Source organism: Methanosarcina sp. UBA289, from assembly GCA_002496565.1.
Taxonomy (GTDB): Archaea; Halobacteriota; Methanosarcinia; order Methanosarcinales; family Methanosarcinaceae; genus Methanosarcina.
On the sequence record DAKJ01000018.1, the window covers coordinates 211,949 to 234,997 of the forward strand.

The 23,049-nt window shown below is 43.0% G+C and carries 18 protein-coding genes; 12 read left to right on the forward strand and 6 right to left on the reverse strand.

Features of this window, described 5'->3' with window-relative positions; translation table 11 throughout:
* Positions 1–112: 112 nt before the first annotated feature.
* The 11 genes from cfbD (at position 113) to BP549_RS08895 (ending at position 15,484) form a co-directional block, all read left to right on the forward strand.
* Positions 113–1,225: a Ni-sirohydrochlorin a,c-diamide reductive cyclase catalytic subunit gene (gene cfbD, locus BP549_RS08845; RefSeq protein ID WP_292373974.1), complete on the forward strand. Its 1,113-nt coding sequence runs from the start codon at positions 113–115 to the stop codon at positions 1,223–1,225.
* Positions 1,226–1,275: 50 nt separating this feature from the next.
* On the forward strand, positions 1,276–2,073 hold the full coding sequence (cfbC, locus tag BP549_RS08850) for a Ni-sirohydrochlorin a,c-diamide reductive cyclase ATP-dependent reductase subunit (RefSeq protein ID WP_292373972.1): 798 nt from the start codon (positions 1,276–1,278) through the stop codon (positions 2,071–2,073).
* A gap of 94 nt (positions 2,074–2,167) precedes the next feature.
* Positions 2,168–3,667, forward strand: coding sequence for a Ni-sirohydrochlorin a,c-diamide synthase (cfbB, locus tag BP549_RS08855; RefSeq protein WP_292379906.1), 1,500 nt, complete (start codon positions 2,168–2,170; stop codon positions 3,665–3,667).
* Between the two features lie 264 nt (positions 3,668–3,931).
* Positions 3,932–4,984: a tRNA-intron lyase gene (gene endA / locus BP549_RS08860; RefSeq protein ID WP_292379908.1), complete on the forward strand. Its 1,053-nt coding sequence runs from the start codon at positions 3,932–3,934 to the stop codon at positions 4,982–4,984.
* Between the two features lie 160 nt (positions 4,985–5,144).
* Positions 5,145–5,540: a DUF2209 domain-containing protein gene (locus BP549_RS08865; protein ID WP_292373966.1), complete on the forward strand. Its 396-nt coding sequence runs from the start codon at positions 5,145–5,147 to the stop codon at positions 5,538–5,540.
* Entirely contained in the window at positions 5,537–6,847 is a 1,311-nt protein-coding gene (gene hflX, locus BP549_RS08870) for a GTPase HflX (protein WP_292379910.1), read from the forward strand. The genes BP549_RS08865 and hflX overlap by 4 nt, the downstream gene beginning before the upstream one ends.
* Before the next feature lie 457 nt (positions 6,848–7,304).
* A complete protein-coding gene (locus BP549_RS08875) occupies positions 7,305–7,979 on the forward strand; it encodes a PHP domain-containing protein (protein ID WP_292373963.1) in 675 nt (224 codons plus the stop codon).
* 766 nt (positions 7,980–8,745) lie between these two features.
* Complete coding sequence (locus tag BP549_RS08880) at positions 8,746–9,075, forward strand: hypothetical protein (RefSeq protein WP_292379911.1); 330 nt, start codon at positions 8,746–8,748, stop codon at positions 9,073–9,075.
* Between the two features lie 496 nt (positions 9,076–9,571).
* Positions 9,572–9,934, forward strand: coding sequence for a hypothetical protein (locus BP549_RS08885; protein WP_292373959.1), 363 nt, complete (start codon positions 9,572–9,574; stop codon positions 9,932–9,934).
* Positions 9,935–10,337: 403 nt separating this feature from the next.
* On the forward strand, positions 10,338–12,263 hold the full coding sequence (locus tag BP549_RS08890; RefSeq protein ID WP_292379912.1) for a metallophosphoesterase family protein: 1,926 nt from the start codon (positions 10,338–10,340) through the stop codon (positions 12,261–12,263).
* A complete protein-coding gene (locus tag BP549_RS08895; protein ID WP_292379914.1) occupies positions 12,260–15,484 on the forward strand; it encodes a DNA double-strand break repair ATPase Rad50 in 3,225 nt (1,074 codons plus the stop codon). Before BP549_RS08890 ends, BP549_RS08895 begins: the two co-directional genes overlap by 4 nt.
* 171 nt (positions 15,485–15,655) lie before the next feature.
* Here the strand turns inward: BP549_RS08895 and BP549_RS08900 are convergent, their stop codons facing one another.
* From BP549_RS08900 to BP549_RS08925, 6 genes are all read right to left on the reverse strand, one after another.
* Complete coding sequence (locus BP549_RS08900) at positions 15,656–16,444, reverse strand: C15orf41 family protein (protein WP_292379915.1); 789 nt, start codon at positions 16,442–16,444, stop codon at positions 15,656–15,658.
* Positions 16,445–16,951: 507 nt separating this feature from the next.
* Positions 16,952–17,665 carry a hypothetical protein gene (locus BP549_RS08905; protein ID WP_292379917.1) on the reverse strand — a complete coding sequence of 238 codons (714 nt, stop codon included), beginning with the start codon at positions 17,663–17,665 and terminating at the stop codon, positions 16,952–16,954.
* A gap of 60 nt (positions 17,666–17,725) precedes the next feature.
* Complete coding sequence (locus BP549_RS08910) at positions 17,726–18,577, reverse strand: ribose-phosphate diphosphokinase (RefSeq protein WP_292374007.1); 852 nt, start codon at positions 18,575–18,577, stop codon at positions 17,726–17,728.
* Positions 18,578–18,653: 76 nt separating this feature from the next.
* Complete coding sequence (gene moaC, locus BP549_RS08915) at positions 18,654–19,121, reverse strand: cyclic pyranopterin monophosphate synthase MoaC (protein ID WP_292379918.1); 468 nt, start codon at positions 19,119–19,121, stop codon at positions 18,654–18,656.
* Positions 19,122–19,307: 186 nt separating this feature from the next.
* Positions 19,308–19,493, reverse strand: coding sequence for a hypothetical protein (locus BP549_RS08920; RefSeq protein WP_292379920.1), 186 nt, complete (start codon positions 19,491–19,493; stop codon positions 19,308–19,310).
* Between the two features lie 21 nt (positions 19,494–19,514).
* Complete coding sequence (locus BP549_RS08925; RefSeq protein ID WP_292380779.1) at positions 19,515–21,023, reverse strand: NAD(P)H-hydrate dehydratase; 1,509 nt, start codon at positions 21,021–21,023, stop codon at positions 19,515–19,517.
* Between the two features lie 457 nt (positions 21,024–21,480).
* On the opposite strand from BP549_RS08925, the gene BP549_RS08930 reads away from it, so the two are divergent.
* The gene (locus tag BP549_RS08930) at positions 21,481–22,947 is read left to right on the forward strand and encodes a DHH family phosphoesterase (protein ID WP_292374219.1); all 1,467 of its coding nucleotides are present in this window, start codon (positions 21,481–21,483) and stop codon (positions 22,945–22,947) included.
* Positions 22,948–23,049 lie beyond the last annotated feature (102 nt).

Below are 23,049 nucleotides of genomic sequence, written 5' to 3' on the forward strand. Positions count from 1 at the left end.
AGTAATCCAAATTCCGTAGGGTACATTAACTTTCAGAAGGAAATGCATTATTTCAGAAGGAAATGCATTATTATTCTTATCAGCACCAATTATCTGAAAAAGAGGATTTTTCATGGCTGGAAAAGAGATTTCAATTATTCATCCCCGTCCAAGTTCCATAGTAGCGGCTCTTTACACTCTGAGAGACTTAAATGTCGATGTCGCTATCCTGCACGGGCCTCCAGGATGTTCCTTTAAACATGCAAGGCTGCTCGAAGAAGATGGTATACATGTCGTTACCACAGGCCTTGATGAGAACGGTTTCGTTTTCGGAGGGCATGACAGGCTTGTACAACTTATTAACAAATCCGTGGAACTCTTTAACCCTAAAGTTATCGGGGTTGTAGGAACCTGCGCCAGCATGATTATCGGGGAAGAAATGCACGAAGCCGTGCTCGAGGCAAATCCAGATGTCCCTGTAATCGAAGTTGAGGTGCACGCAGGCTATCACAATAATACAAAAGGAGTGCTCTTTGCCCTGGAATCCGCACTCGATGCAGGGATTATTGACCATAAAGAATTCGAGCGTCAGGAATACCTCCTTGCAAAAGCCACAGATGTGGAAAAAAGGTTTGGGGCTGCTAGCCGGGAATACCTTGCCCCCTCCCGCGGGGATGTCAAATATAAAGCTGCAAAGCGTGTAATTCAACTCCTCAAGGAAGGCAAGAAAGGCCTTGTCATCATGAATGCCAAAAAAGAAACCGGCTACATGTTTGCAGACATTACCCTTGCAGTCAATGAAGTTGCAGCAGCTCTCGGGAAAAAAGAAAACCTTATCAACATGGCAAATATCGACCCAAAGCTCGGGCTTCCCAGAGTAAGGCAGCATGCCGAGTATATAATGAGAGACCTCAAAGCACACGGGGTTGAGGTGCATGAAATTATTGGCGGTATGGATGAGTACCCGATTGCAGGCGAAAAGGTAAGCGAATTAATAAAGGAAAAATACAGTGATTTTGATTTTGCGGTCATTACGGGTGTTCCGCACGCAATCCCTATGGAGCACATAAGGAACATGGAGCTGATTTCGGTTACTAACGGCCCGAGACAGGTCCTGCCCTTAAAGGAAATGGGGCATGAGTATGTGCTAGTAGAAATTGACCTCCACCCAAAAACGCTGGGAGTCAGTGAGATTGTAGAATCCGAGTTTGGGGCTACCTTAAGGGAAGTTGCAAAGGAAGCCTGAACAAGAAGAGCCAGGATAAAGAACCAGAAAAAAATCAGGAGGAAAATCCTTTGAAAAACCAGAAGGTCATAGCGATCTACGGAAAAGGCGGCATAGGCAAATCGAGTACGGCTTCAAACGTTGCCGCCGCTTGCGCCGAGGCAGGAAAGAAGGTCATGATCATAGGCTGCGATCCTAAAAGTGACTCATCAATCACCCTGCTTGGAGGCAGGAGAATTCCAACCATTCTCGACCTCCTGCGTGAGGGTGTGGATGTAAAAGAAGAAGATGTAGTCTTTGAAGGATACGCAGGAGTCAAATGCGTAGAAGCCGGCGGCCCCGAGCCCGGCATAGGGTGTGCAGGGCGAGGAATTATTGTTGCCATCCAGAAACTGAAAAGCATTTCAGGAGAGCTCTTAAAAGAGCAAGATTTGATCATTTACGACGTGCCCGGAGACATAGTCTGCGGAGGGTTTGTTGCCCCTGTCAGGAAAGGGTTTGTAAATGAGGCTTACGTCCTGACCTCAGGTGAGTACATGCCCCTTTATGCAGCAAATAATATCTGCAAAGGCCTGTCGAAGATAGGAATGCCGCTTAGCGGGGTAATCTGTAATTCCAGAAATGCGAGCAGGGAAGAGGAAATCGTCTCGAAGTTTTCGGAAGAGATAGGCAGCCAGCTTATGGCTTTTATCCCTAAGAGACAGGCAGTTCAGGATTGTGAAAGGGAAGGTTACTCGGTAATGGAAAAAGCTCCCGAGTCAGATATTGCAGATATATATCGCAAGCTTGGGAAAACAATTCTTGAAAACGAAAAAAGAGTTACAGCCGATTCCCTGAGCGATGAGCGGCTGAGGGAATTGACAAAATAAACCAGAGCGACAAAGGTCGACGAAATTTCCGTTAAGAAGTGCAAAAGTAGTTAACTACTAGCCGTCGTGTAAAACAAATCAGGGGTATCGAAAAATGCTTAATGACAGGCAACCCATTACAGGGATTCCAAGGGTTCTCATTTCCGCAGACCGTTCCTCTTCAGGCAAGACTACAATCTCTATGGGTCTGATGGCTGCTCTGGTTTCAAGGGGATACAAAGTCCAGCCCTTTAAGGTCGCCCTGGATTATATAGATCCAAGTTACCATACTGAAATAACTGGCAGGTTCTGCCGGAACCTTGACGGCTACCTTATGGATGAGAATGGGATTCTGGATGTCTATACCCATGCCTGCGAGGCCGGCGAAAAGGCTGATATTGCAATTATAGAAGGGGTTCGCGGGCTTTATGAAGGTTTTGAAAGCTTAAGCGACCTTGGAAGCACTGCCCAGATCGCAAAGATCCTTAATTGCCCTGTAATTTTTGTAATCAATGCACGGAGTATTACCCGTTCAAGTGCTGCCCTTGTCAACGGATATAAGAACTTCGACCCTGATGTGGAAATTGCAGGCGTTATTCTTAATAACATAGGAAGCCGCCGCCATGCCGAAAAAGCAAAGGAAGCAATCGAGTATTACACTGGCATTCCGGTAATAGGAATAATTCCAAGAGACCCCTCGATGCAGATCTCCATGCGCCATCTCGGACTTATACCAGCTCTTGAAGGCCGAAGGCGATTTGGGGATGGAAACTTTGAAGCCCGCCTTCACGGTATCGAGGAAATCATCAATAAAGGAATTGATGTGGACCGCTTCCTGGAAATTGCAAAAAGCGCAAAGCCCCTGAAAAGTCCTGAAAACAGTGTTTTTTCTTCGGTTTCCGATTCCGGAGCATCCAGACCAAAGATAGGGGTAGCCCTGGATGAGGCTTTCAACTTTTACTATCGCGATAACATCGATCTTCTGAAACTTGCAGGTGCAGAAATCGTTTACTTCAGCCCTGTTAAAGACCCAACTCTGCCTGAGGTTGACGGGCTCTATATAGGGGGCGGTTATCCCGAACTCTTTGCAGCCGAACTTGAAGCTAACGAGTCCATGCGCCAGGATATAAAAAAGGCGTCTACTGCAGGCATGCCTATTTATGCCGAGTGCGGGGGGCTTATGTACCTTACGGAAAAAATAAGCACAGGCATCCCCGGAAAAGGCACCTATCATGATGCCTCAATGCCGGCCTCCACATATTCAATGGTTGGGGCGCTCCCAGGGCATACCATTATGGGCCAAACAAGAGTAGTCAGTTACAATATCGGAACCCTTAATAAGGACTGCATTCTCGGGAAAAAAGGCAACAGCTTCAAGGGACACGAATTCCACCATTCAGAGATAAGGGAAATTCCTGAAAACGCTGAATTTGCAATAACCCTGTCAAGGGGAACAGGCATAAAGAATGACATGGACGGGCTGATTTCTGGAAATACCCTTGGCTCTTATGCCCACCTGCACGGAGTTGCATATAGGGAGCTTGCGAGCTCACTTGTAGAGACTGCAAGAAAGTTTCGTGATCCAGGCTTATTCCGTGATGCGTGCATTCCGTGACATCTCCAGGCTTCGTCAACAACGTCTACAAGTCCTGCCCCTTCTATATGCCGGTCGAAAAAGCAATATTATATTAATCGATTATAACAAGATTAGATTACAGCAGATTAGATTACAATAAACTGGATTACAACAAACTTGATAATAACAAATTATGTAATTAGACTCCAGATTAAGAGAAATTACGCTATAATAAATTAGACTGCAGCAAACCAGACAGGTAAAGAACTTATTTTCATTTCATTTTCTTTTCAGGTGAATCTATTGAAAACACAACTTAAAGGAGACCGGGTCCTTGCCGGAAAGGAAGCGGTAGCCGAACTTTATAAAACTGGGTACTTCGGGCGTCCTAAAGGTGAAGGACTTGAACTCTCACTTGTAGAAGCTGCTTTTCTTCTATCCAGAGGAAAGCTCGATATCGAACTCGAAGGTATACTGCTCGATTTTAGAGCCTTTTTCGAACAGGCTTCTTTGAGACAGCCGAATTTTGAGCTGAAATATATAGTTTATAAGGATCTTAAAGAGAGAGGGTATTATGTCCAGCCGTCAGCTGCTGATTTCCGGGTGTATCCCAGAGGCAGCCACCCTGGCAAAAGTGCGGCAAATATTTTTGTCCACGTCCAGTCGGAAAGGCAGCTCCTTTCTGTAAAACTCCTTCAGGACTCGGTTGCCTCGGCAGAGAATGTGCATAAACAGTTCATCCTTGCTGTGGTGGATGAAGAAAGTGACCTTACTTTCTATGAAGTTAAAACCGTAGTTCCTAAAGGTGGAATGCCTGAGCCGTATCCTGCCGTCAAAACCGATGCAACTTTCCTGGAAGACAGAGTAATAGTCTGGGATGCTCAGGCTTCGGAAACTCTCTATTCCAAGGGCTTTTACGGGAAAATGCTGGACTCCGAAAGGCTTCAGCTTTCCCTGGTAGAATCCCTTTACCTCTTTTCCAGAGGCGTAATAACGGTTCGAGACAGGAAAGGTAAAGTGTTTTCGTTCGAAGAGTTTATCGAAAAAGCCTCGGAGATTGAAAGCTCCTTCCTGAGAAAGTACAATGCATATAAAAATCTCAGGGATTCGGGGCATGTGGTCAAAACCGGTTTTAAATTCGGGACGAATTTCAGGGTATACCGAAAGGTAGAGTCAATAGAAAAAATTCCGCATTCTGAATACCTTGTAAACGCCATTCCTGCGGATTTCGAGTTCAGGCTTTCGGTTATGTCCGGAGCGATCAGGCTTGCAAACAGTGTTAGGAAAACAATGCTTTTTGCGGTAGAGAAAGGGGAAGAAATCGAATACCTGGATATCAGCCGAACGAAAATGTAAGATTTGGATATGATATTCTAATCTGACATTTTGATATGAGATCAGAATCTGAGATTCTAGTCTGGTATTTTGAGGGGATTTTTCCCAGATATTAATCTTTCTTAATTTCATAGCAATCAGAATTTCGTAACAGTCAGATATTCAGCCGAGGGTGAAGTATATGTGGGATATTATTGCAGTAGACATCTCTGGAAGGCATAGGATTAAAGGAGGTTATTATATGGTATGTGCAGCCGCAGCGCTTACGGTTTCGGCTAGCCATATCGAAAAGGTCAAGCAGATCAAAATCCTTCCCCTCTGGCAAAAAAGAGCTCCCCGCTTGCTAGATGTCGTGCAGCTAATCGAAGATACGGCTGACCAGCTTTCCTTTGAAGGTACGATTGTGGCAGAAAAGGGGGATATGTATAATAAACCCATATGGGTGACCGAAAGTATGTTTTCCAGGGCTTTTAAGTATCAGGAATCGATTGCCGAGAGACGGTCAATTGAACTCGTGCACCATATTTCCCTGAGCGCCCGTAATCTACTGATAAAGGAACTTGAAATCGAGGCATGAAAATTTTAGCTGAAAAAAAATCCAGTAACGGATCCAATAACGGGAACAGGGTAATTCTCGTTAAAAGAACAATTCCCAATTCGGACCCTGAAAGTGAAGAATATCTCATTCAGGAACTCCGAGAGCTTACAAAAGCTGCAGGTTACCTGACGGTTGGGGAGCTTAAGCAAACCAGGTATCCCGACTCAAAGTACCAGCTCGGCAGGGGAAAAATTGAGGAACTTGCCGAACTTGTCAGGAGTACGGGTGCAGAGAAAGTGATTTTCTATAACAGGCTCTCTACAACCCAGCTTTTCAATGTCTCGGAAATCTGCAGATGCCAGGTTATAGATAAATTCCAGCTTATCCTTGAAATCTTTGCAAAAAGGGCAACGACTCACCGCTCGAAACTCCAGGTTGAACTGGCAAGATTGAGATACGAGGTACCTAGGGCAAGAGCGGTTGTTTCTCTCCTTAAAAAGGAGGAAAGGGCAGGCTTCATGGGGCTTGGAGACTACGAGGACTCTTATGAACAGGACCTGAAAAAGAGGATTACAAGGATTCAGAATGAACTCGAATCTGCAGAAAAGGATGATGAGTCCCTGCGGGTTTTAAGGCACAGGAAAGGCTTTTCCTTAATTTCCCTTGCAGGATACACAAATGCCGGAAAAAGCACGCTTTTCAACGCTATTGTAAATGAAAGTGTCGAGGCAAAGGATATGCTTTTCACAACGCTTGTGCCCATGACCCGAGCTCTGGACCTTGGAGGACGAAAAGCTCTTTTGACCGATACCGTGGGATTTATAGAGGATCTTCCTCACTGGCTGGTTGATGCCTTCAAGTCTACTCTTGACGAAATTTTTCTCTCGGATCTTATACTCCTGGTCGTGGATGCAAGCGAAAAACCCGAAACGATCCTGCAGAAACTTTCAACATCTCACGATACTCTCTGGGACCGGATTCAGGGAGTGCCCATCATTACCGTGCTTAACAAGGCCGATCTGGTTGAGGAATCTGAATTTGACGCCATTATGGAACAGATAGGCTATATGGCCCCTAATCCTGTCTTTGTTTCCGCAAAAAAAGGCATCGGCATGACTGCACTAAAAGCCGAGATAATAAAACACCTACCCCCCTGGTGTTTTTGCTCTCTTTCCCTTCCTAATTCGGAAAAAGGAATGTCAATTCTCTCCTGGTTGTATGAAGAAGGAATCGTACACAGGGTTGAATTCGGAGAGAGGATACTTGTGGATTATGAAGCAAGAACCGAGATAATTAACCGGGTACATGCTCTCCTTGAACCTCAGGAAACCATAAGGGAAGAATGATTTTTATCCAAATTTTAAAAGGACAAAGTCTGGGAACGCGTAACATTCCCAGACTTTTCTGAAGAGTATAAAGCTTTTTGAATATTATAAAAATTACTGGAATATTGACAGAGCATTTTCCAATATCTTTTTATCAGAGAGTTTATCGTATGACCGGAATACAGTTCGTATATTTACGAAAGATATTTATATCCAGAAGTTGTTTGTTTACATGCGAACGGGTGTCTACTGAAGACATCAGACCCTCCTAATATCCTAAACTACACCCTTAAAACCAGATTTTTGCTATGTTTCTGCCCGTTCGCAATTCCTCTAGGATTTTTCTCTCATTTCTAAGAAAATGTTGTTCATGAATAAACAAACATTTTGTATTTCTTAAGCATTGTTATAAAAAATACATGCAGAGTAAATTCCTTTTCAAAATTTATATAAATTCATCTATCATTCACCTGTTAGCATGAAATTCGATCTGCATGTACATTCCGAGTATTCAAAAGACAGCAAATCAAGACACGACGACATCCTTGAAGTCGCACGTAAAAAGGGGCTTGATGGGTTTGCTCTCTGTGATCACGATACTGTGGAAGGCGGGCTTGCCTGTGAAAAAAAGGCTCTGGATCTTGGCCTTGAGCTTACGGTTATTCCAGGCGTGGAGGTTACTTCTTCAAAAGGGCATATCCTTGTTCTTGGAATCAGACAGAATATCGAGCCTTTTTTGAGCCCCGAAGAAACGATCGAGAGAGCTAGGAAACTCGGGGGCACGGTTATTGTTCCTCACCCATTCAAGCGCAGTTCCCATGGAATAGGGAGTTTCGAAGGGCTTGACATTGATGCCGTTGAGGTTTTTAACTCCCGCTGCCTTTTTAATAAAGCCAACCGAAAAGCCACAATAGAGGCAAAGAGACTTGGAATCCCAGGCGTTGCAGGAAGCGATTCCCATATTCCCGAAATGGTAGGACAAGCATACACCGAGATCGATGCGTCGGAAAATACCCTAAAAGCCGTGCTGGAAGCAATTCGTGAAGGAAAAGTTGCTCCTGCAGGAAAAAATACGCCCACGCCCATTATTCTTAAACAGATGTCAGGCAGTGCAAGGCGAAAAATTAAGAAAAAACTGTTTCGTAAAGACTGAAGGAGTCAAAATGAAATTTTAACATTGTCTGGGACTTTAGAGGAATTGCAATTTCCTTACAATTGTTTATTTACGATTGATTAACTGTCAATCCCATTTTAACTTACGGAGTAATTTAACGATCACTACCACAAATATGACAGGTATAATTACATTGAGCGCAATCGCTATTATTTCATTGACTCCCATCATTTTACAGCCTCCACTTTATTCTTAATTCCATTTTAACTTAAAAAGCAGCCTCAAAATTAATACTAAGAGTATAAGAGATATTATGTTGAACACAATTATTTCAGAGATCCCTATCATCTTATCCTCTCATTTATATCAATTATAAAGTAAAATTATACTGTGTTTAATAATATATTTTTTACTACCATATACTACTTCCTGTGCTTCCTCTTCACTGATATCGGTGGGTAATAGAGTATTATAACCATCGGCCCAACAGCGTTTTTGTGATATTAGGAGATCAAATCCCATTTTTTAATCTATCTAGATTATTATTATTCATTCTTTTCTATAATTAATAAATGTAAGGAGAATTTCTTCTATCCTTCTTATATACCCCCCAGTGATATGAATATAAGTTGAACAGCAATTGAAATCCAGGTTTATTAATCTCAAAGTAGGGCTAATCTAACCGATGAAGATTAAAAAATTGCTGTGAACGCGATAAATATTCAGAGGTTTAAAACACCAATCGTAGTAAAATGGATGACTAAAAAATCTAGATAAAATTAAACAAAAAATTGGAGGGTAAAGAATGGGAAAACAAATATCTAAAAGAATAAGAAAGACATTAAGTATTCTTCTGTTAGTTCTTTTTGTAGCTTCGATGGTGGCTTCGTCCGTAAGCGCAGCTGCATCTGTAAAATATGAAAAAAACAATGACAGCTATGATCGCGGCTACTGGGAAGGATACTTAAAAGGGTACAGTGCCGGGTTTATAGATGGTATAACCGGTAAAGATCCGCGAATGTTCCTCGCGATCTACTATGGGCCGGATTCCGGATATGATGGCGGATATTTTAATGGGTTTAAAGACGGATACGGTGCAGGATACAGTGTCGGAAAGAAGTTATACGATTTGTGATCCGGTACTCTCACTACTGTGTCCCCCTGTGGAGTGTTTCTTTCAATGACATCCCCTGAGACGATAATTCATACCTGAACAAAAAGAAATAGGCAAAAAGAAACATACAAACAGAAATACAAATCGAGATCTACGCAGTTGACACAATACAAGACACGATAGACATTACAGTTAAACTCATATCCTGGACACATTAAAAGATGTCTTAAGTATTTTTGAGGTTACGTACTACAATTTTCCACTTCAATTGCTTAGATCTTAACTTATTTTTCTTTTGTTTACTTGTTTTTCTTTTGTTTACTTATTTTTCTTTGTTTAAGAATTCAGTTCAATTATACAGTCAGATTTGTTTTTATCTAGTTTGAGAATCCAAAACTTTTGTAGAAAAGGGATTTCTAACATAGTTTTCTCAAAAGAAAAGAACTTATCGATTACGGTCATATCATTTCTATAAGCTCAAAACCTATTAAACCGAATGTTTAGTTGGGGGTAAACAATGGTAGAAACAACTGACCAGAACAAGCCCATGATCTGGAAAGAACTCGTACTTGGATTCGTTGTGGTTGAATCGTGCATGTATCACTCGATTCGTACAATACCTATTGTGACTGCAAGCAGTGCCGAAGAAGTACTTTTTACTGAGAATCTTACCAGGCTTACGAAACTTGAAGGTGACGAGACTGTAAAAGGAGTCCTCCAGGTTCCGTTTCCAACGTATGAAGTAACCGGGTATGTGCCGGTTGAAGACGAAGAGTTAAGCGAGGTCCTTCTTTTAGGATATGAATACCCCGGCGTGCAGGCTCCGGATTGGATGGAAATTCTTAAAAAAGAGGTCGCAAACCCGAGACGGTGTGTATAAAACTGGTTTGTAAAATATACATTTCTATTTTTCAGAAAAAATAATTTGCAGGACGAATTCTTTCTTTTCCTCGTTAACATTCCTTCATTTTTTAAAAGAACTTCTAACTGGACATGTGGAGACATACGGTTTTATTTATCGAAACCCAGGCTCTAGCCGTGAATATGCGCGAAACAAAACAAACAAAAAACATCATTATGGTCTTCTTGCGTTGATATTAACATTTAGACTGTTGCCACAGAAAGCTTATCCTTGATTTTTATGTCAGGTTTATGTCAAATAGTCAGCATTCCGGCATGAAAGATGTTAACTCCCTTATTTAGAGAAGTCTGTTTTCTGTGGAAATTAGTTAATTACTAATATAGAAACCCTTATAGGGTAAAAATTAGAGACTGATAAAACCATGGCCAGGGAAATAAGGATACTCCACACTGCAGACACGCATCTGGGATACAGGCAATACCACAACGAAGTCCGGAGAAAGGATTTTTTTGAAGCTTTCGAGCTTGTTGTAAACGATGCTGTTGAGATGCAGGTTGATGCCGTAGTGCATGCGGGAGACCTTTTTGATTCGAGAAACCCGATCCTTGAAGATCTTCTTGAGACAATGAATATCCTTTCCAGGCTGAAGGCGGCTGACATACCTTTTTTCGGAATTGTCGGAAACCATGAGAGCAAGCAGAATACCCAATGGCTTGACCTTTTTGAGGAGATGGGGCTTGCGGCAAGGCTCGGGAAAAATCCGCATATGGTAGGCAATGTGGCAATCTATGGGATCGACAGTGTCCCGAAATCAAAAATTCCTATATTCGACTATTCAGTGTTTGAAGCGCCTGATTCTCCCGCCGGTTTTGCCCCTGAGGAAAACGGCTGGAAACTGCTTGTAATGCACCAGATAATGAGTCCTTTTCCATATGCTGAATGGGATTGTGATGAGGTTCTTGAGAACCTTCCTTTCAAGGTTGATGCAGTTCTTCTTGGCGACTACCATGAACATGCAATAGTTAAAAATAAGACAGGTGAGACCTGGATAACCTACCCTGGCAGTACGGAACGAAACAGCTTGTCCGAAAATGAAGCCCGTTCCTATAATATTATTACACTTTCCGAAAAAGGTCTTGAAATTAGCAAACGCACGATTCCTACCCGGAATTTCCTTTCAATTCAAGTAAATTTGACCGGGGAAGATGAGCCCTATGAGCAGATTTTTTCTGCAGTAAATGAGCATCTTGAAGAAATTCCTGAATCCGTGGTCTTTCTGGAAATATTCGGGGATTCGAGCACAGTCCTGTCACAGAGCGAGCTTGAGGAATACCTGCTTAATAAAGGAGCTCTTGTGTCAAATGTTAAAGACCGGAGGATAAAAGAATCCTTCCCAGAGGAAGTTTTAAAAGTAACCTTTTCTGACCCTGACCATGCCGTTGCAAACGAGATCAAAAGAATGAACTTAAATGACGGCGGGCTGATTATTGATGAAATTGTCCGGAGCCCGAATATCTCAAGGTCAAGAGTGGACGAAGAGACCGAAGGCCGACTTTCTAATCTTATTGAAGCTAAAGTTATGGACTTCAAAAGCCCTGATTTTAGGATAGAGATTCCCTCCAATACGACCAGCTCAGATGAGCCTGCTTACACTTCCGGTTCTGCCAGCTCTGCCACCACTGCTAGATTTCTGGAATTTGAGGAAATAAACGCCGATGATGCGGGAGAGGCAGGGTTTGCAGGAAAAAAAAGGCCAGCGGGGATAGTTACCGGAAAGCTTGAAATTACTGAACTCTCAGGAATTCTGAGGACTTCAGACAAAATAAATAATACTGAAAAAAAGAGTACTGAAGCTTCAAAGAGCATGGAAGTCTCAAAGAGCATTGAGACTTCAGCCGTGAGTCCAGATAGTTCAGGATTGGCATCAGAATCAAGTTCTCAATGTATATCTAATTCGGAGTCTCTGATACCGCCGGATTCGGGATTAATAGAGCTATCCAGCGAATCAATAGCCTCTCCAGAATTGAATTTCCCGCAGGAAAGTTCCAGGACTCCGGGAAAAGCTCAAGAAGCAAGAATAGAGTTTCGGAAAGACAAAGAAAGTGAACCCGAAGTTAAACCTGAAAATCAAGCCGAAAGTAAACTTCCTGAAAAGGGGCCTGAGAAGAAGATTAGAAAGCTGTCTGAGCTCAAGGTTAAGGGCAAACCAGGCAAAGCCAGAAAGCTGCCTGAAGAGGAACCTGCCCAGACTACGGATCTAACCGGAAAAACGGAGAAGGCAGGGCAAAAAAAAGGAAAAAGAAAGACTGCTGTACCCCGACAGTACAATCTTGGTGATTACCTGTGAAGCTCAAAAACCTGTATATTGAAAACATCCGGAGTTATAAAAAACTGGATTTTACGTTTGAAGATGGAGTTACAGTTATTTCTGGGGTAAACGGGAGCGGGAAGTCCAGTCTGCTTGAAGCCTGTTTTATGGGGCTTTTCGGGAGCAAAATTCTTTCAAAGGATTTTGTGCTTGCGGATGTAATCTTCAAAGGAGCTGAAAATGCAAAAATAAGCCTGGGTTTTGAGCATCTAGGGCAGGATTACCTTATCGAACAGGCTTTCAGGTATTCCCCTAAAAGTGAGAACGCCTCGAATTCGAAATGCGTACTCTATGCCAATGGGGAAAGTATTGTCGACCAGGCTACACGGACTTATGAAGAGATCTGCTTCCTTCTAAATATGGATGAAGAGGCGTACAGGAACTGCGCTTACATCAGACAGGGCGAAATTGACGTACTCATTAATGCAAAACCAAAAGATAGGCAACGAATGATAGACGGCCTGTTGCAACTTGGAAAGCTCGAAGAATATAGAGAAAGGGCAGGCAGCGCAAAAACGGCTATCAGAAGGCTTCAAAGGGACACAAGTAACAGCCTTTCAGGCATAAAAACCAAAATAGAGGAAATAGAAAGTACAGAACCGCATGCCGTACTTAATGGGCTCAGGCAGAAAATAAAGGAAAGCGATACTGTCTTAAAAAAGCTTAATGAAAACAAGGAGGCTGCCACTGCTCAGAAGGAAAAACTAGACCTGATGATTAAAGAGCACAGGGAACGCCTCCAGGAAATCCAGACTCTAAAGCAGGCACTAGTTAAATCCCAGGAAAACAAAGCTGGCTGTATCCGGGAAAAAGAAATCTTCGCCGGAGAAGCCCACGAGCAAAGGCAGTCTCTGCTTTCATTAGGAGAAGAAAATAACATTATTAGGGAAAAATGCGGCTTTGGAGACCTAGATATTGAGACTCTGAGCTTGCAACAGGAAAAAGAGGAGTTTCTTGCCAGGGAAAAAGTAAATACCATCTCAAAAGAACTTGCTCTTCTTCTCAGGGAAGAAGAAGTTCACACTCAGGCTCTATATGACCTCGAAAACGAAAAGTCTGAAACTGAACATATTTTGACGCAGTGCAGGGTAGATATTGGGGCTACAAATGGGGAAATTGAAGAAAATAGGAAAAATATACTAAGAATCGAGGACGAGAACAAAAAGCTAAAAGAAGCTGCAAAAGAAACTATAGGTTTTATAGACACTTATGAGATTCCTTTGTTTATAAAGGAGCTGGAAGAAAAAGAAAGTCTTCTGCGTGAACGGAAAAACGAAGCCTCAACAAAGCTTGCGCTTGCTTTCAAAGAAAAAGAAACAGAAGACATAAATCTTCTCACGCTTGATAAGGAACTTCAAAATTATAAGGTCGCAGTTCGTAAAGGTAAAACCGAGATTGAAATTCTTGAAGAGGAGCTCAGGGAGAATGAAAAGGCATCTCTGGGAGTTCAGGAGCAAAAATCCGAAGCTTCTGCAGGGTTAAAAGGACTTGGCTTTACCGGAGAACAACTTGAAGATCTGGAATATCTCAGCGAACTTCTGCTGGAAAATAAAAACAGGCTGCATGGGCGGGAAAAAGAGCTTGAAACTACCCTCAGGGAGCTTGAGAAAGTCCTCAGTAAAAACCGGCAGCTACTTGCCGAAGGAAAATGCCCTACCTGCGGGCAGGAACTTAAAGGCTCTGAGATTGCGTGTACAACCGGAGAATCAGAACAGAAGAAAGAAAAACTTGCAGCAGAACTTCTCGAGATAAAGGTCCAGCAAGCTGAGATAGAGAAAAAAATCAACCGGCTCAAGGATGCAAAAAAGCTGGAGAAACGGATTTCGGATTACGACCTGGAAACTGAAAAGCTCAGAAATAAGGCAAGGGACCTGCAAGAAAGGATAGGGATCCATAGAACCCGGATTGAGGAAGATTCACTTAAACTCGAAGGTCTTAATAAACAAAAGGAGGAACTTGAGGCTAAAATGGGCAAGCTCCTTCCGGATATTAAAGCTCTGCAGGGCTGGGAGGAGGCAGCTCAAAAAGCCCATAGTGAGAGCGAAAAAGCGCTTCGAGAGGCAAAAGCCTTTGAGAATAAAATTGCTGAGAATGCCTCAGAAATTGAGAGCCTGAATGGAAAAATAAGGACTTCCCTTGCGCTGATCGAAAATTATGGGCAGAGACTTGGAGAGCTCAATGAGAAAATAAAAGGGCTTGCCGAACGGGAGATTCTGGAAAAGGAAAAACTTAAAGCTCTTGGGGTTGAGCTTGAGGCTCTGCGGAAAAAAGAAGACCTGGCAAAGAAAAATCATGAAGAAAGTGAAAAGCGCCTCTTGCAGACAAAAAAACTCGGGGCAAATCTGATCCGCATGGACAACGTAAAATACAAGATCTCCGAGCTTGAGGCTTCAATCAGGAACCTTGCCGAAAAAGTCGGCTTCTTTGACCGGGAAATCCTTGAAAGAAAGGAGAGAGTAAAACAGCTTGAAGAAAAACTGCAGGGAAGCAGGCTCGAGGATCTTCAGTTAAAACGTACACAGCTTGAAGAGTATCAGACAAGTCTTAACGAAAAAATCCGACAAATAACGGCTGCAAAAGACACGCTTTTAAAAGAGGTAGGTATGGTCGAGAACAGCCTAAAACGCCGCAATGAGCTGAGAGATGAACTCAAAGCTCTTGAAAACAGGCAGCAGTATCTCGAAGCCGTATATAGCAATGCTGAGGAGCTTGAGAGCATGTATATGCGCGTGCGGGCTGATATGCGAGCAAGAAATATAGGGTCCCTTTCTACCCTTTTAAATGAAATGTTCAGCCTCATGTACACAAACAATGCCTATTCCCATATCGAACTCGACCCGGAATACAATCTCACGGTTTACAGAAAAGACGGCACTCCCCTTGAACCGAAACTCCTTAGCGGAGGAGAACGGGCGATCTTTAACCTTGTCCTGCGCTGTGCAATTTATAGACTTCTGGCTATGGGTTTCGGCGGAGATAGGGCAGATGGGCTTCCACCAATGATCCTTGATGAACCCACGGTTTTCCTGGACCGCGGGCATATAAACCAGCTTTTGAAACTCATAGACATGATGCGCGGAATAGGCGTAGGCCAGATAATTGTGGTCTCCCATGACGAATCCCTTATAGACTCGGCAGACCATGTATTCCAGGTAGAAAAAGATCCCATTACAAATATGTCGTCTATTGTAAAGCTTTAATACAACCGTTGCGCCGGTTGATCACGCGATAGGGTTTGGAATAAGGTTATCAAACTCAAAGGTCGCCAGAGGGATTTTCGCTCAAGCCTTTTTTGAAAAGGCTTGCAGGCAAACAATTTTTTTGAAAAGATTTGTGCGTAAATCTTTTTTTGAAAAGGCTTGCGAGAGAGATTACCAGTACACCAGATAATTAAATAGCTCGTCAATTTCCTCTTTATACTCATGAAAAAAGCTGTAGTTCTTTACAAGATAGCCCTCGGTAGGAAGATCTTCGAGATAGCCGTACCAGTAGACAACCATGCCTTCTCCGAAAATCTCTGCATACTCCCGAAACTGCTTCTTAGAATAATGCTCGTGTTCGAAGTCGTCTCCGAAGAGTGCTTTGCTTTCAATCCAGTTGACCATGAGATTGTCTATGCATACAGGGTTTTCCAGGACAAAATCTGGAGTCTTGCCTTCTCCCTTAGCCCGAATGTCTGCTTCGGTACAGTAAGGGATTTCCCTATCATCAAGCCATTTCTGGATAATTACTTCTCCCATTTCACCTTTCTTACACTGCATCTCATGGGCGTGAGGAGAAAAGAAGTGATCGGCCTCAAGAGCTTTTTTGACTTCCCTTCGAAGGCGGCGGTTTTCGATTAAATCCACATTTTTGAAAAGCCAGTTTATACTTTTTTTGGAAATTTGACAGTTTTTCATAATAAGTGATGCCATAAGGGTAGGAGGAAAACCTGTGTATTCTGCAAGATCAAGGATCGGACGTCCTTGTTTCCATTTTAAAAAAAGTTCATTCTCCCGGGAATAAATTCTCCTGTGTTTGAATCGAGTTTTTTTTACGACTTTCTGGTTGAGTATTGTTGCAAGCACGCCTACTGGTTTAGAATATTCCTCCGAAAGGCGGAAAACATCTTTAAAGTCATGCAGTGAGCTGTAGATTATCTGGTATGTCTGGCGGTCCATCCTGAATCATCATATCCTTTTTTGTTTCCTTCCAAGGCATGCAAAATGAAAGTCAAGCAACATGAAAAACAAGAATCTTAAGGTAGCAAAAGTATCTCTCAGACGTACTTGCTTTCTTTATAATTCTTTCTATGCTCATGGTTTATAATCATATCAATGTCTTAAAACCCGAAACAATAGGCATCTTAAAGAACTCAAGCAGGTCTACATCAGGAACTCCTAAATAAAGAAAATAATTTTTCCATCAAAGGAAGTGAACCCTTTCCAGAATGTCTGCCTGTGTGTCTGAGCTGCTTTCTCGGGCTGAGGGCTGTTAACCAAGCCTTTTCAAAAAAGGCTTGAGTGAAAACCTTTTTGAGAAAATTGCTTGACCGCAAGCCTTTTCAAAAAGGCTTGAACGAAAACGACTTGACGACGTGACAAAGCGGCTCAAAGACAATTGTTAAGCTGCGACTATTGAGCCGCAACGCTTGACTGAGAAACAGTCTTTTTCGGGTTGAGGGTGGTTTAACTCCAGAAATCATCATCATAAGTTTCAGGAAGGTCTATTTCCATCTCTTTATCAAGCTTTTTACGTTTTTCCCTATTTTCAGGAGAGTTTTCTGCTTTTTCTTCTCTCCCTGGTCGGTTCGAGTTATCTTTTTTGTCGGTATAAGGTGCAAAGATTGTAGTATGCCTATCTCTTGAAATGACTTTTTCCGGGCCCTTTGGCTTTTCCGGAATTTTGGGCTGAGTTTTTGCATATATAACTGGATTCTGTTCAGCAGACTCAGTTTTCAATCTGGATTCCAGACGTATGGAAGCTTTCTCTGCATCACTGGCAGCATACCTTTCTCTCAGCCTTTTGTCATGGTTTTCCTCAGGCTTCATCTCAGATATCTTTACAGATGTTTCCTGGGAATTCCGGCTCTGAGTAAAGCTTTCCTCCTTCCTTTCAACGGGTCTTTCTGGAAGTCTTTTTGTGAGCCTTGAAGGAATCCAGTCTCCTTTTTCAGAGACTTCTTTTCTTTTGGAGAGGGGCTGCCTGCCTAGTTTCCGGAAAGTCTCTTCAGCATAGGTATCCCTGTTACGGTCAGCTTTTCCGGATTTGACTTTACTCGTTGTGCTGTAGCCTATAAGGCAGGTGGGTTCCCTCGTTCTCCACTCAAGGCAGAAGAGGTGACATTCCCGCCCTTTACATGTCTGGCTTTCATCAAGTGGACAGGCTTCTGGAAGAGTCATAATACTAAGAACAACAGAACATAAAAAATAGTTAACGGTAATAAAATTAAACTATTTTAATCAGAGGTCTTTTAGGGCCCCGGCAATAAGAGGGGCAACGCTCAGCCTGCTTTCTGCTTTTTCAAGGGTGTCAGTTCCGATAATGTCCTTTACGCCCGCATTGAAGAGCCTTAAAGCTGCGTTCCGTGCAAGTACAGGATGTACACAGGCAATGTGAACGTCTAATGCTCCCTGGGCTCTGAGCATACGGATAGATTCGGCCATTGTCCCGCCCGTTGCAATCATATCATCTACAAGGACAACATGCCTGCCCGTTACATCAAGATTCTTTGTCTTGATTACAACTGTATCCCCGCTAAGTCTTGTTTTCTCCAGGTGATCATAATCAAAGCCCAGACTTGACGAGACATGCTTTATAAGTTCTTCAGCTCCCGAATCCGGGGCAATCAAAAGTGGATTTTCCAGGTTAAGCCCTGCAATATACTCCCCAACAAGTTTAGCTGCATCGAGGTTTTCCGCAGGACCATGGAAATGTTCAAGCACGCTTTTTTCGTGGATATTTATCGTAAAAACGCGGTCAGCCCTGATACAGCGAGCAACTGCGCGGGCACTAATCGGCTCTCCGGACTTAAACTTTTTGTCTTGTCTGGCATATCCCATGTAAGGAATCACGACATTGAGCTCTTTTGACCCTTCACAGGCATCGATAAGCTGGATCAGGGAAACAAGGTCAGAATCAGTAGGCGTGCTCTGGATAAGGGTCACACGCTCGTTTTCGGTCTCTTCTGCGATTCTGAGATAAAGTTCCCCATCAGGAAAACGATTAAACTCGGAAAGTACAGGCTCTGTCCCTAAAGCCCGGGCAGTGCGGCTGGCAAGTAACTGTGATGCTGGTCCACCTATTATCTTCAAGATATATACCTCAGTCTGCCGTCTTGATATATCCCATCCTTTAAAAAGCTTATTTTTTATGGGCTTATTCTGGGCTTTATCCTTTGAGCTTTTCAAGTACCCTGATATTTTGTATTGAAGTATTTGGATAATTCCCGCTCTCATCTTTTTCCACAGATTTCACCATATCCCAGATAGTCAGCAACGCTGCTGAAACTCCTGTGAGAGCTTCCATTTCAACCCCCGTTTTTCCGACAGTCCGGACTTCTACCTCCGCTGAAATCATCCCTTTGCCGATTTTGAAATCTACATCTATGGCAGTGATCGGGATCTGGTGGCACATTGGGATTATCTCAGGGGTCTTTTTAATCGCAAGCACGGCCGCAACCCGCGCAGTTGCAAGCACATTGCCTTTTTCCACATTTCCGGTTTTTATCTTCTCTATAGTCTCCCCGGAAAGTATAATCTCCCCTACAGCTCGCGCCAATCTTGGGACCTCACGCTTTTCGCTGATGTCTACCATATGCGCTCTGCCGGACTCAATATGAGTAAATTGCTTTTCCACAAAACCACCGCGTTTTTCGTATTTTATATTGAGTTTGATCTATCTGATTCAAGCCAATCTAATTTTCAATTTCCTTTTTCTAGAATTTCAGTGCCTTATTCTAGCATTTCAATTATTTTTTCTAACATTTTAGTTCTTTCTTGGCACCTTATGCCTATTTGGCATTTTAACGCATTTATTCTCTGATCAATCGATCCTGATTTGCTTTCTTTGTGAATAGTCTTCAAGTGCTTTATCCAGATCTTTCCGAAGTTCTCTGGCTTCTTCAAGGTTGAGTTTTATGACCTGTTCGTCTTCCCCGTGAAAAATCGTAACTCTTATCCGATTTCGTTCAATTTCCAGCTCGATTTTCCTTTCAATTTCATGTATCATGCGAATTTCCTCCCCATTATTTTACCCGATATTGAACTCTTTAATTATTTCAGGAATTTTTTTGAGAACATCCGTTGCAAGCAGCCCATTTCCTGCATTCTCAAAAGCCAGATCACCGGCTGCCCCGTTGATATGTGCAGCACAAGCTGCCGCGAGGAACGCGGGATTTCTAGAAAAAAGCGATCCAGTAAGCCCTGCAAGAACGTCTCCAGTCCCTCCCACGGTCATGCCTGGATTTCCTGTCCTGTTCAACAGGGTCTGTTTTCCGTCCGAAATAATATCTATTTTTCCTTTGAGAAGCGTTACAACCCCTTTTTCCTCCGAAAATTCCCTGACAGCTTTAATACGGGACTCCTGGCTCTCAGGAGTTTCCATATTTCTCAGGCGAGCAAATTCTCCTGAATGCGGAGTTACTATGAGTTCGCAGTTGCCTGCAAGGCTTTCAAAGATAGCACCTGAGAGAGCTGAAAGAGCATCGGCATCAAGAACGGCTTTCCTGCAAAAGGGCAGTATTTTCCGAACGGCTTCCAGGGTTTCTGCCGCTCTCCCCAACCCCATGCCCATCACGACTACATCATGAGAATTTATAAGGTCCAGAAGGATGGAAAGATCATCCGGACAGAGAACACTCGAAGAGAGTTTTCGGACGATCAGGTTCGGAGAATATGATGCCACGATTTCGGCTACAGGGACAGGGACTGCTACACTTACAAGGTCTGCCCCGGCTTTTAGGGCTGCAAGGGCTGCAAGGGCCGGAGCTCCTGAATACGGGCCGCCCCCTATAACAAGAATTTTTCCGGAATCGCCCTTGTGTCCCTCAGACTTCCGCCTGTGTAGCATCATAAGATCTCCGGGACCAACGTACTGTTCGGCATCGGCACAGATTCCAATATCTGCAACCTTTATCACGCCAGTGTATTCTTTTGCCTTCTCGCTCAAAAGCCCTATCTTCATATGGTGAAAAGTGACCGTAAACCCTGCATGCACAGCTTTTTCGAAATCTCCGCCGTCAGGATCAAGTCCTGAGGGAATGTCAACCGAGATTACGGTTTTTCCGGCTTTTCCTTCTTGGTTTATAAGGTCAATAGCTGTCAATTCTGGCTCTCTGATTTTTCCCTTTATTCCGGTTCCGAATATTGCATCTACGAGTAGATCAGCTTCCAGGAACCAGTCCGAAGCCTCAGCTTCAAGCTGGCTTGAGTCCGTTATTTCAAGCAGATCCACACGGCTGAACTTCAGTAGAGAAAAGTTGTGGAAAGCTTCTTTAGTTCCTACGTCCCTGACTTTTCCCAGCAGAATTACCTTTACAGTGTATCCTGAAGAGCCTGCAAGGTGCCTGGCGGCTACAAAAGCATCTCCCCCATTGTTTCCCCTCCCTGCGATAAAAAGTACCCTGCCGCTTTCAAGCTTTTCCCGCACGTTCTGTGCAATAATAGCTCCTGCGTTTTCCATTAACTGGACAGGTAGAAGCCCCAGGCATTCGCAATTTTTGTCTATTGCCTTCATTCTCAAAGAACTTATACACTTCATAATAATTACCTGCCGGTCTATCTCGTTTGGTTTCCTGTTGACTGTTTTAATCATTCAAATGTTTCTGCAAGTCTGAATTCTACAGTTTATAGATTGTCTCAGAAATTGTTATATATCTCCAGAGTAAATGAGATGCTTTATTTATTATATATTTACACCGAGGAAAACTTATTTGAGGTTACTAAGTATATACGCTACATTTCAATATAACTTAATATACCGAAATTATTTAATTTTCCGTAAAAAAGGCATTAATTCTTTAAGACTATGATTCATAAAATGTATTTTGTAAGAATATTTAATCAGCAATATTTAATCAGCAAAAAAAGCAGTCAAAAAAAATATAGCCAGCATTACAATTAGCTAACTGCGATAAAATGTGAATAGGCAGGATTCTGATCAAATGTTTGCTTTCCTTTGCACGTGTCTGGACTAAATAAAACAGGGAGGACTATTTCTGATTAATTTTTCAAAAGATGCGGATGGCAATCTTAAAAGTACAGTCAAACCCAGATACCTTGTTCTGGGCAGTGGAAGTGTAGGTTTTGCGCTTGCAAAAGAGCTCAGGGAAAGCAATAAGCTCGTAATCATTGTAGATAAAGACGAAGCTAAGGTTGAAACTCTCAGGGAGGAAGGCTTTGAAGCGATTGTAGGTGATATTGCCGATCCTGAGCTTGTCGATAAGATTGACCTTAAAAATGTTGTTGTTATACTTTTCCTGACTTCCAATAACGAAGCTAACAGAAAAGGCATTGAAAATTTCAAGAAAGCGATTAACCCTGATGTTCAGCTCTTTTCCCGGGCCTCAGACATTATCAATAAAGAAAAAATGGAAGATCTTGGGGCAGATTATGTATTTATGCCTTCCAAACTTGTTGCGACTTCCCTTTCCCGTTCCCTTGAGAGAGCTGAGTCGGTTCACAGGGGCAACCGGCTTGCACGGTGGTTGAAGGGAATAAGGGATAAAAGACTTGCTATTGTAATTCACGATAACCCTGATCCTGATGCTATTTCTAGCGGGCTGGCCCTGAAAGAGATTGCAAAGAGCATAGGGGTTGAAGCAAACATCCTCTACCATGGCAGAATAGGGCATCAAGAAAACAAAGCCTTTGTAAACCTGCTCGGGATTGACCTCGGCAAGATGGAAGAGAATGGCCTCAAAGGCTTTGATGAAATCGCCCTGATAGACTGTTCTATTCCTGGCGTTAATAATATGGTTCCTCCTAACTCATATGTTGGGGTTGTAATTGACCATCACCCACCCGGAGAAGCTGAAATAAAGGCTGAGTACATAGATATTAGGCCTAACTTCGGGGCGACGGCTACCATAATGACAAAGTACCTGCAGCAACTTAATATCAATATCTCCAAGACGCTGGCAACGGCCCTGCTTTATGGGATACGGACTGACACGCAGGATTTCAAGAGAAAGACCGACCCTGCAGACCTCTCAGCTGCTTCGTACCTGTACCCTCTTTCGAACCATGGGATCCTAGATCAGCTTGAACAACCTTCAATGGCGATAGAAACCCTTGAAGTGCTTGGAGAAGCTATCCGGAATCGGCAGGTGATAGGAAGTTATCTTCTATCAAATGTCGGAAACATACGAGATAGAGATACGCTCCCGCAGGCTGCAGATTATCTTTTGAGCCTTGAGGGGATTTCTACAACTGTGGTTTTTGGGGTTACTGAAGATCGCATTTATATTTCCGGGCGAAGTAACGATATAAGAATTAACCTTGGAGAAGTTATGCGCCAGGCTTTCGGCGAAGATGCAGGTGGACACGCAAACGCAGCAGGAGCCCAGATTCCCCTTGGAGTTTTCAGCGCTACAAAAGACCGGCAGACACTACTTAGGCTGGTTAATGAAGCCGTGGTAAAAAGGTTCCTGAGCGCAGTAGGAGTCGAAAGTGCCGTAGAATGAAATCTCCGATGATATTCCAAGGATTGAGATTACTTTTATAAAATATTGAGTAAAGTATTTTCAGGAAGTAGCAAGAAAAATAGAACAGGAAAAAGGTAAAAG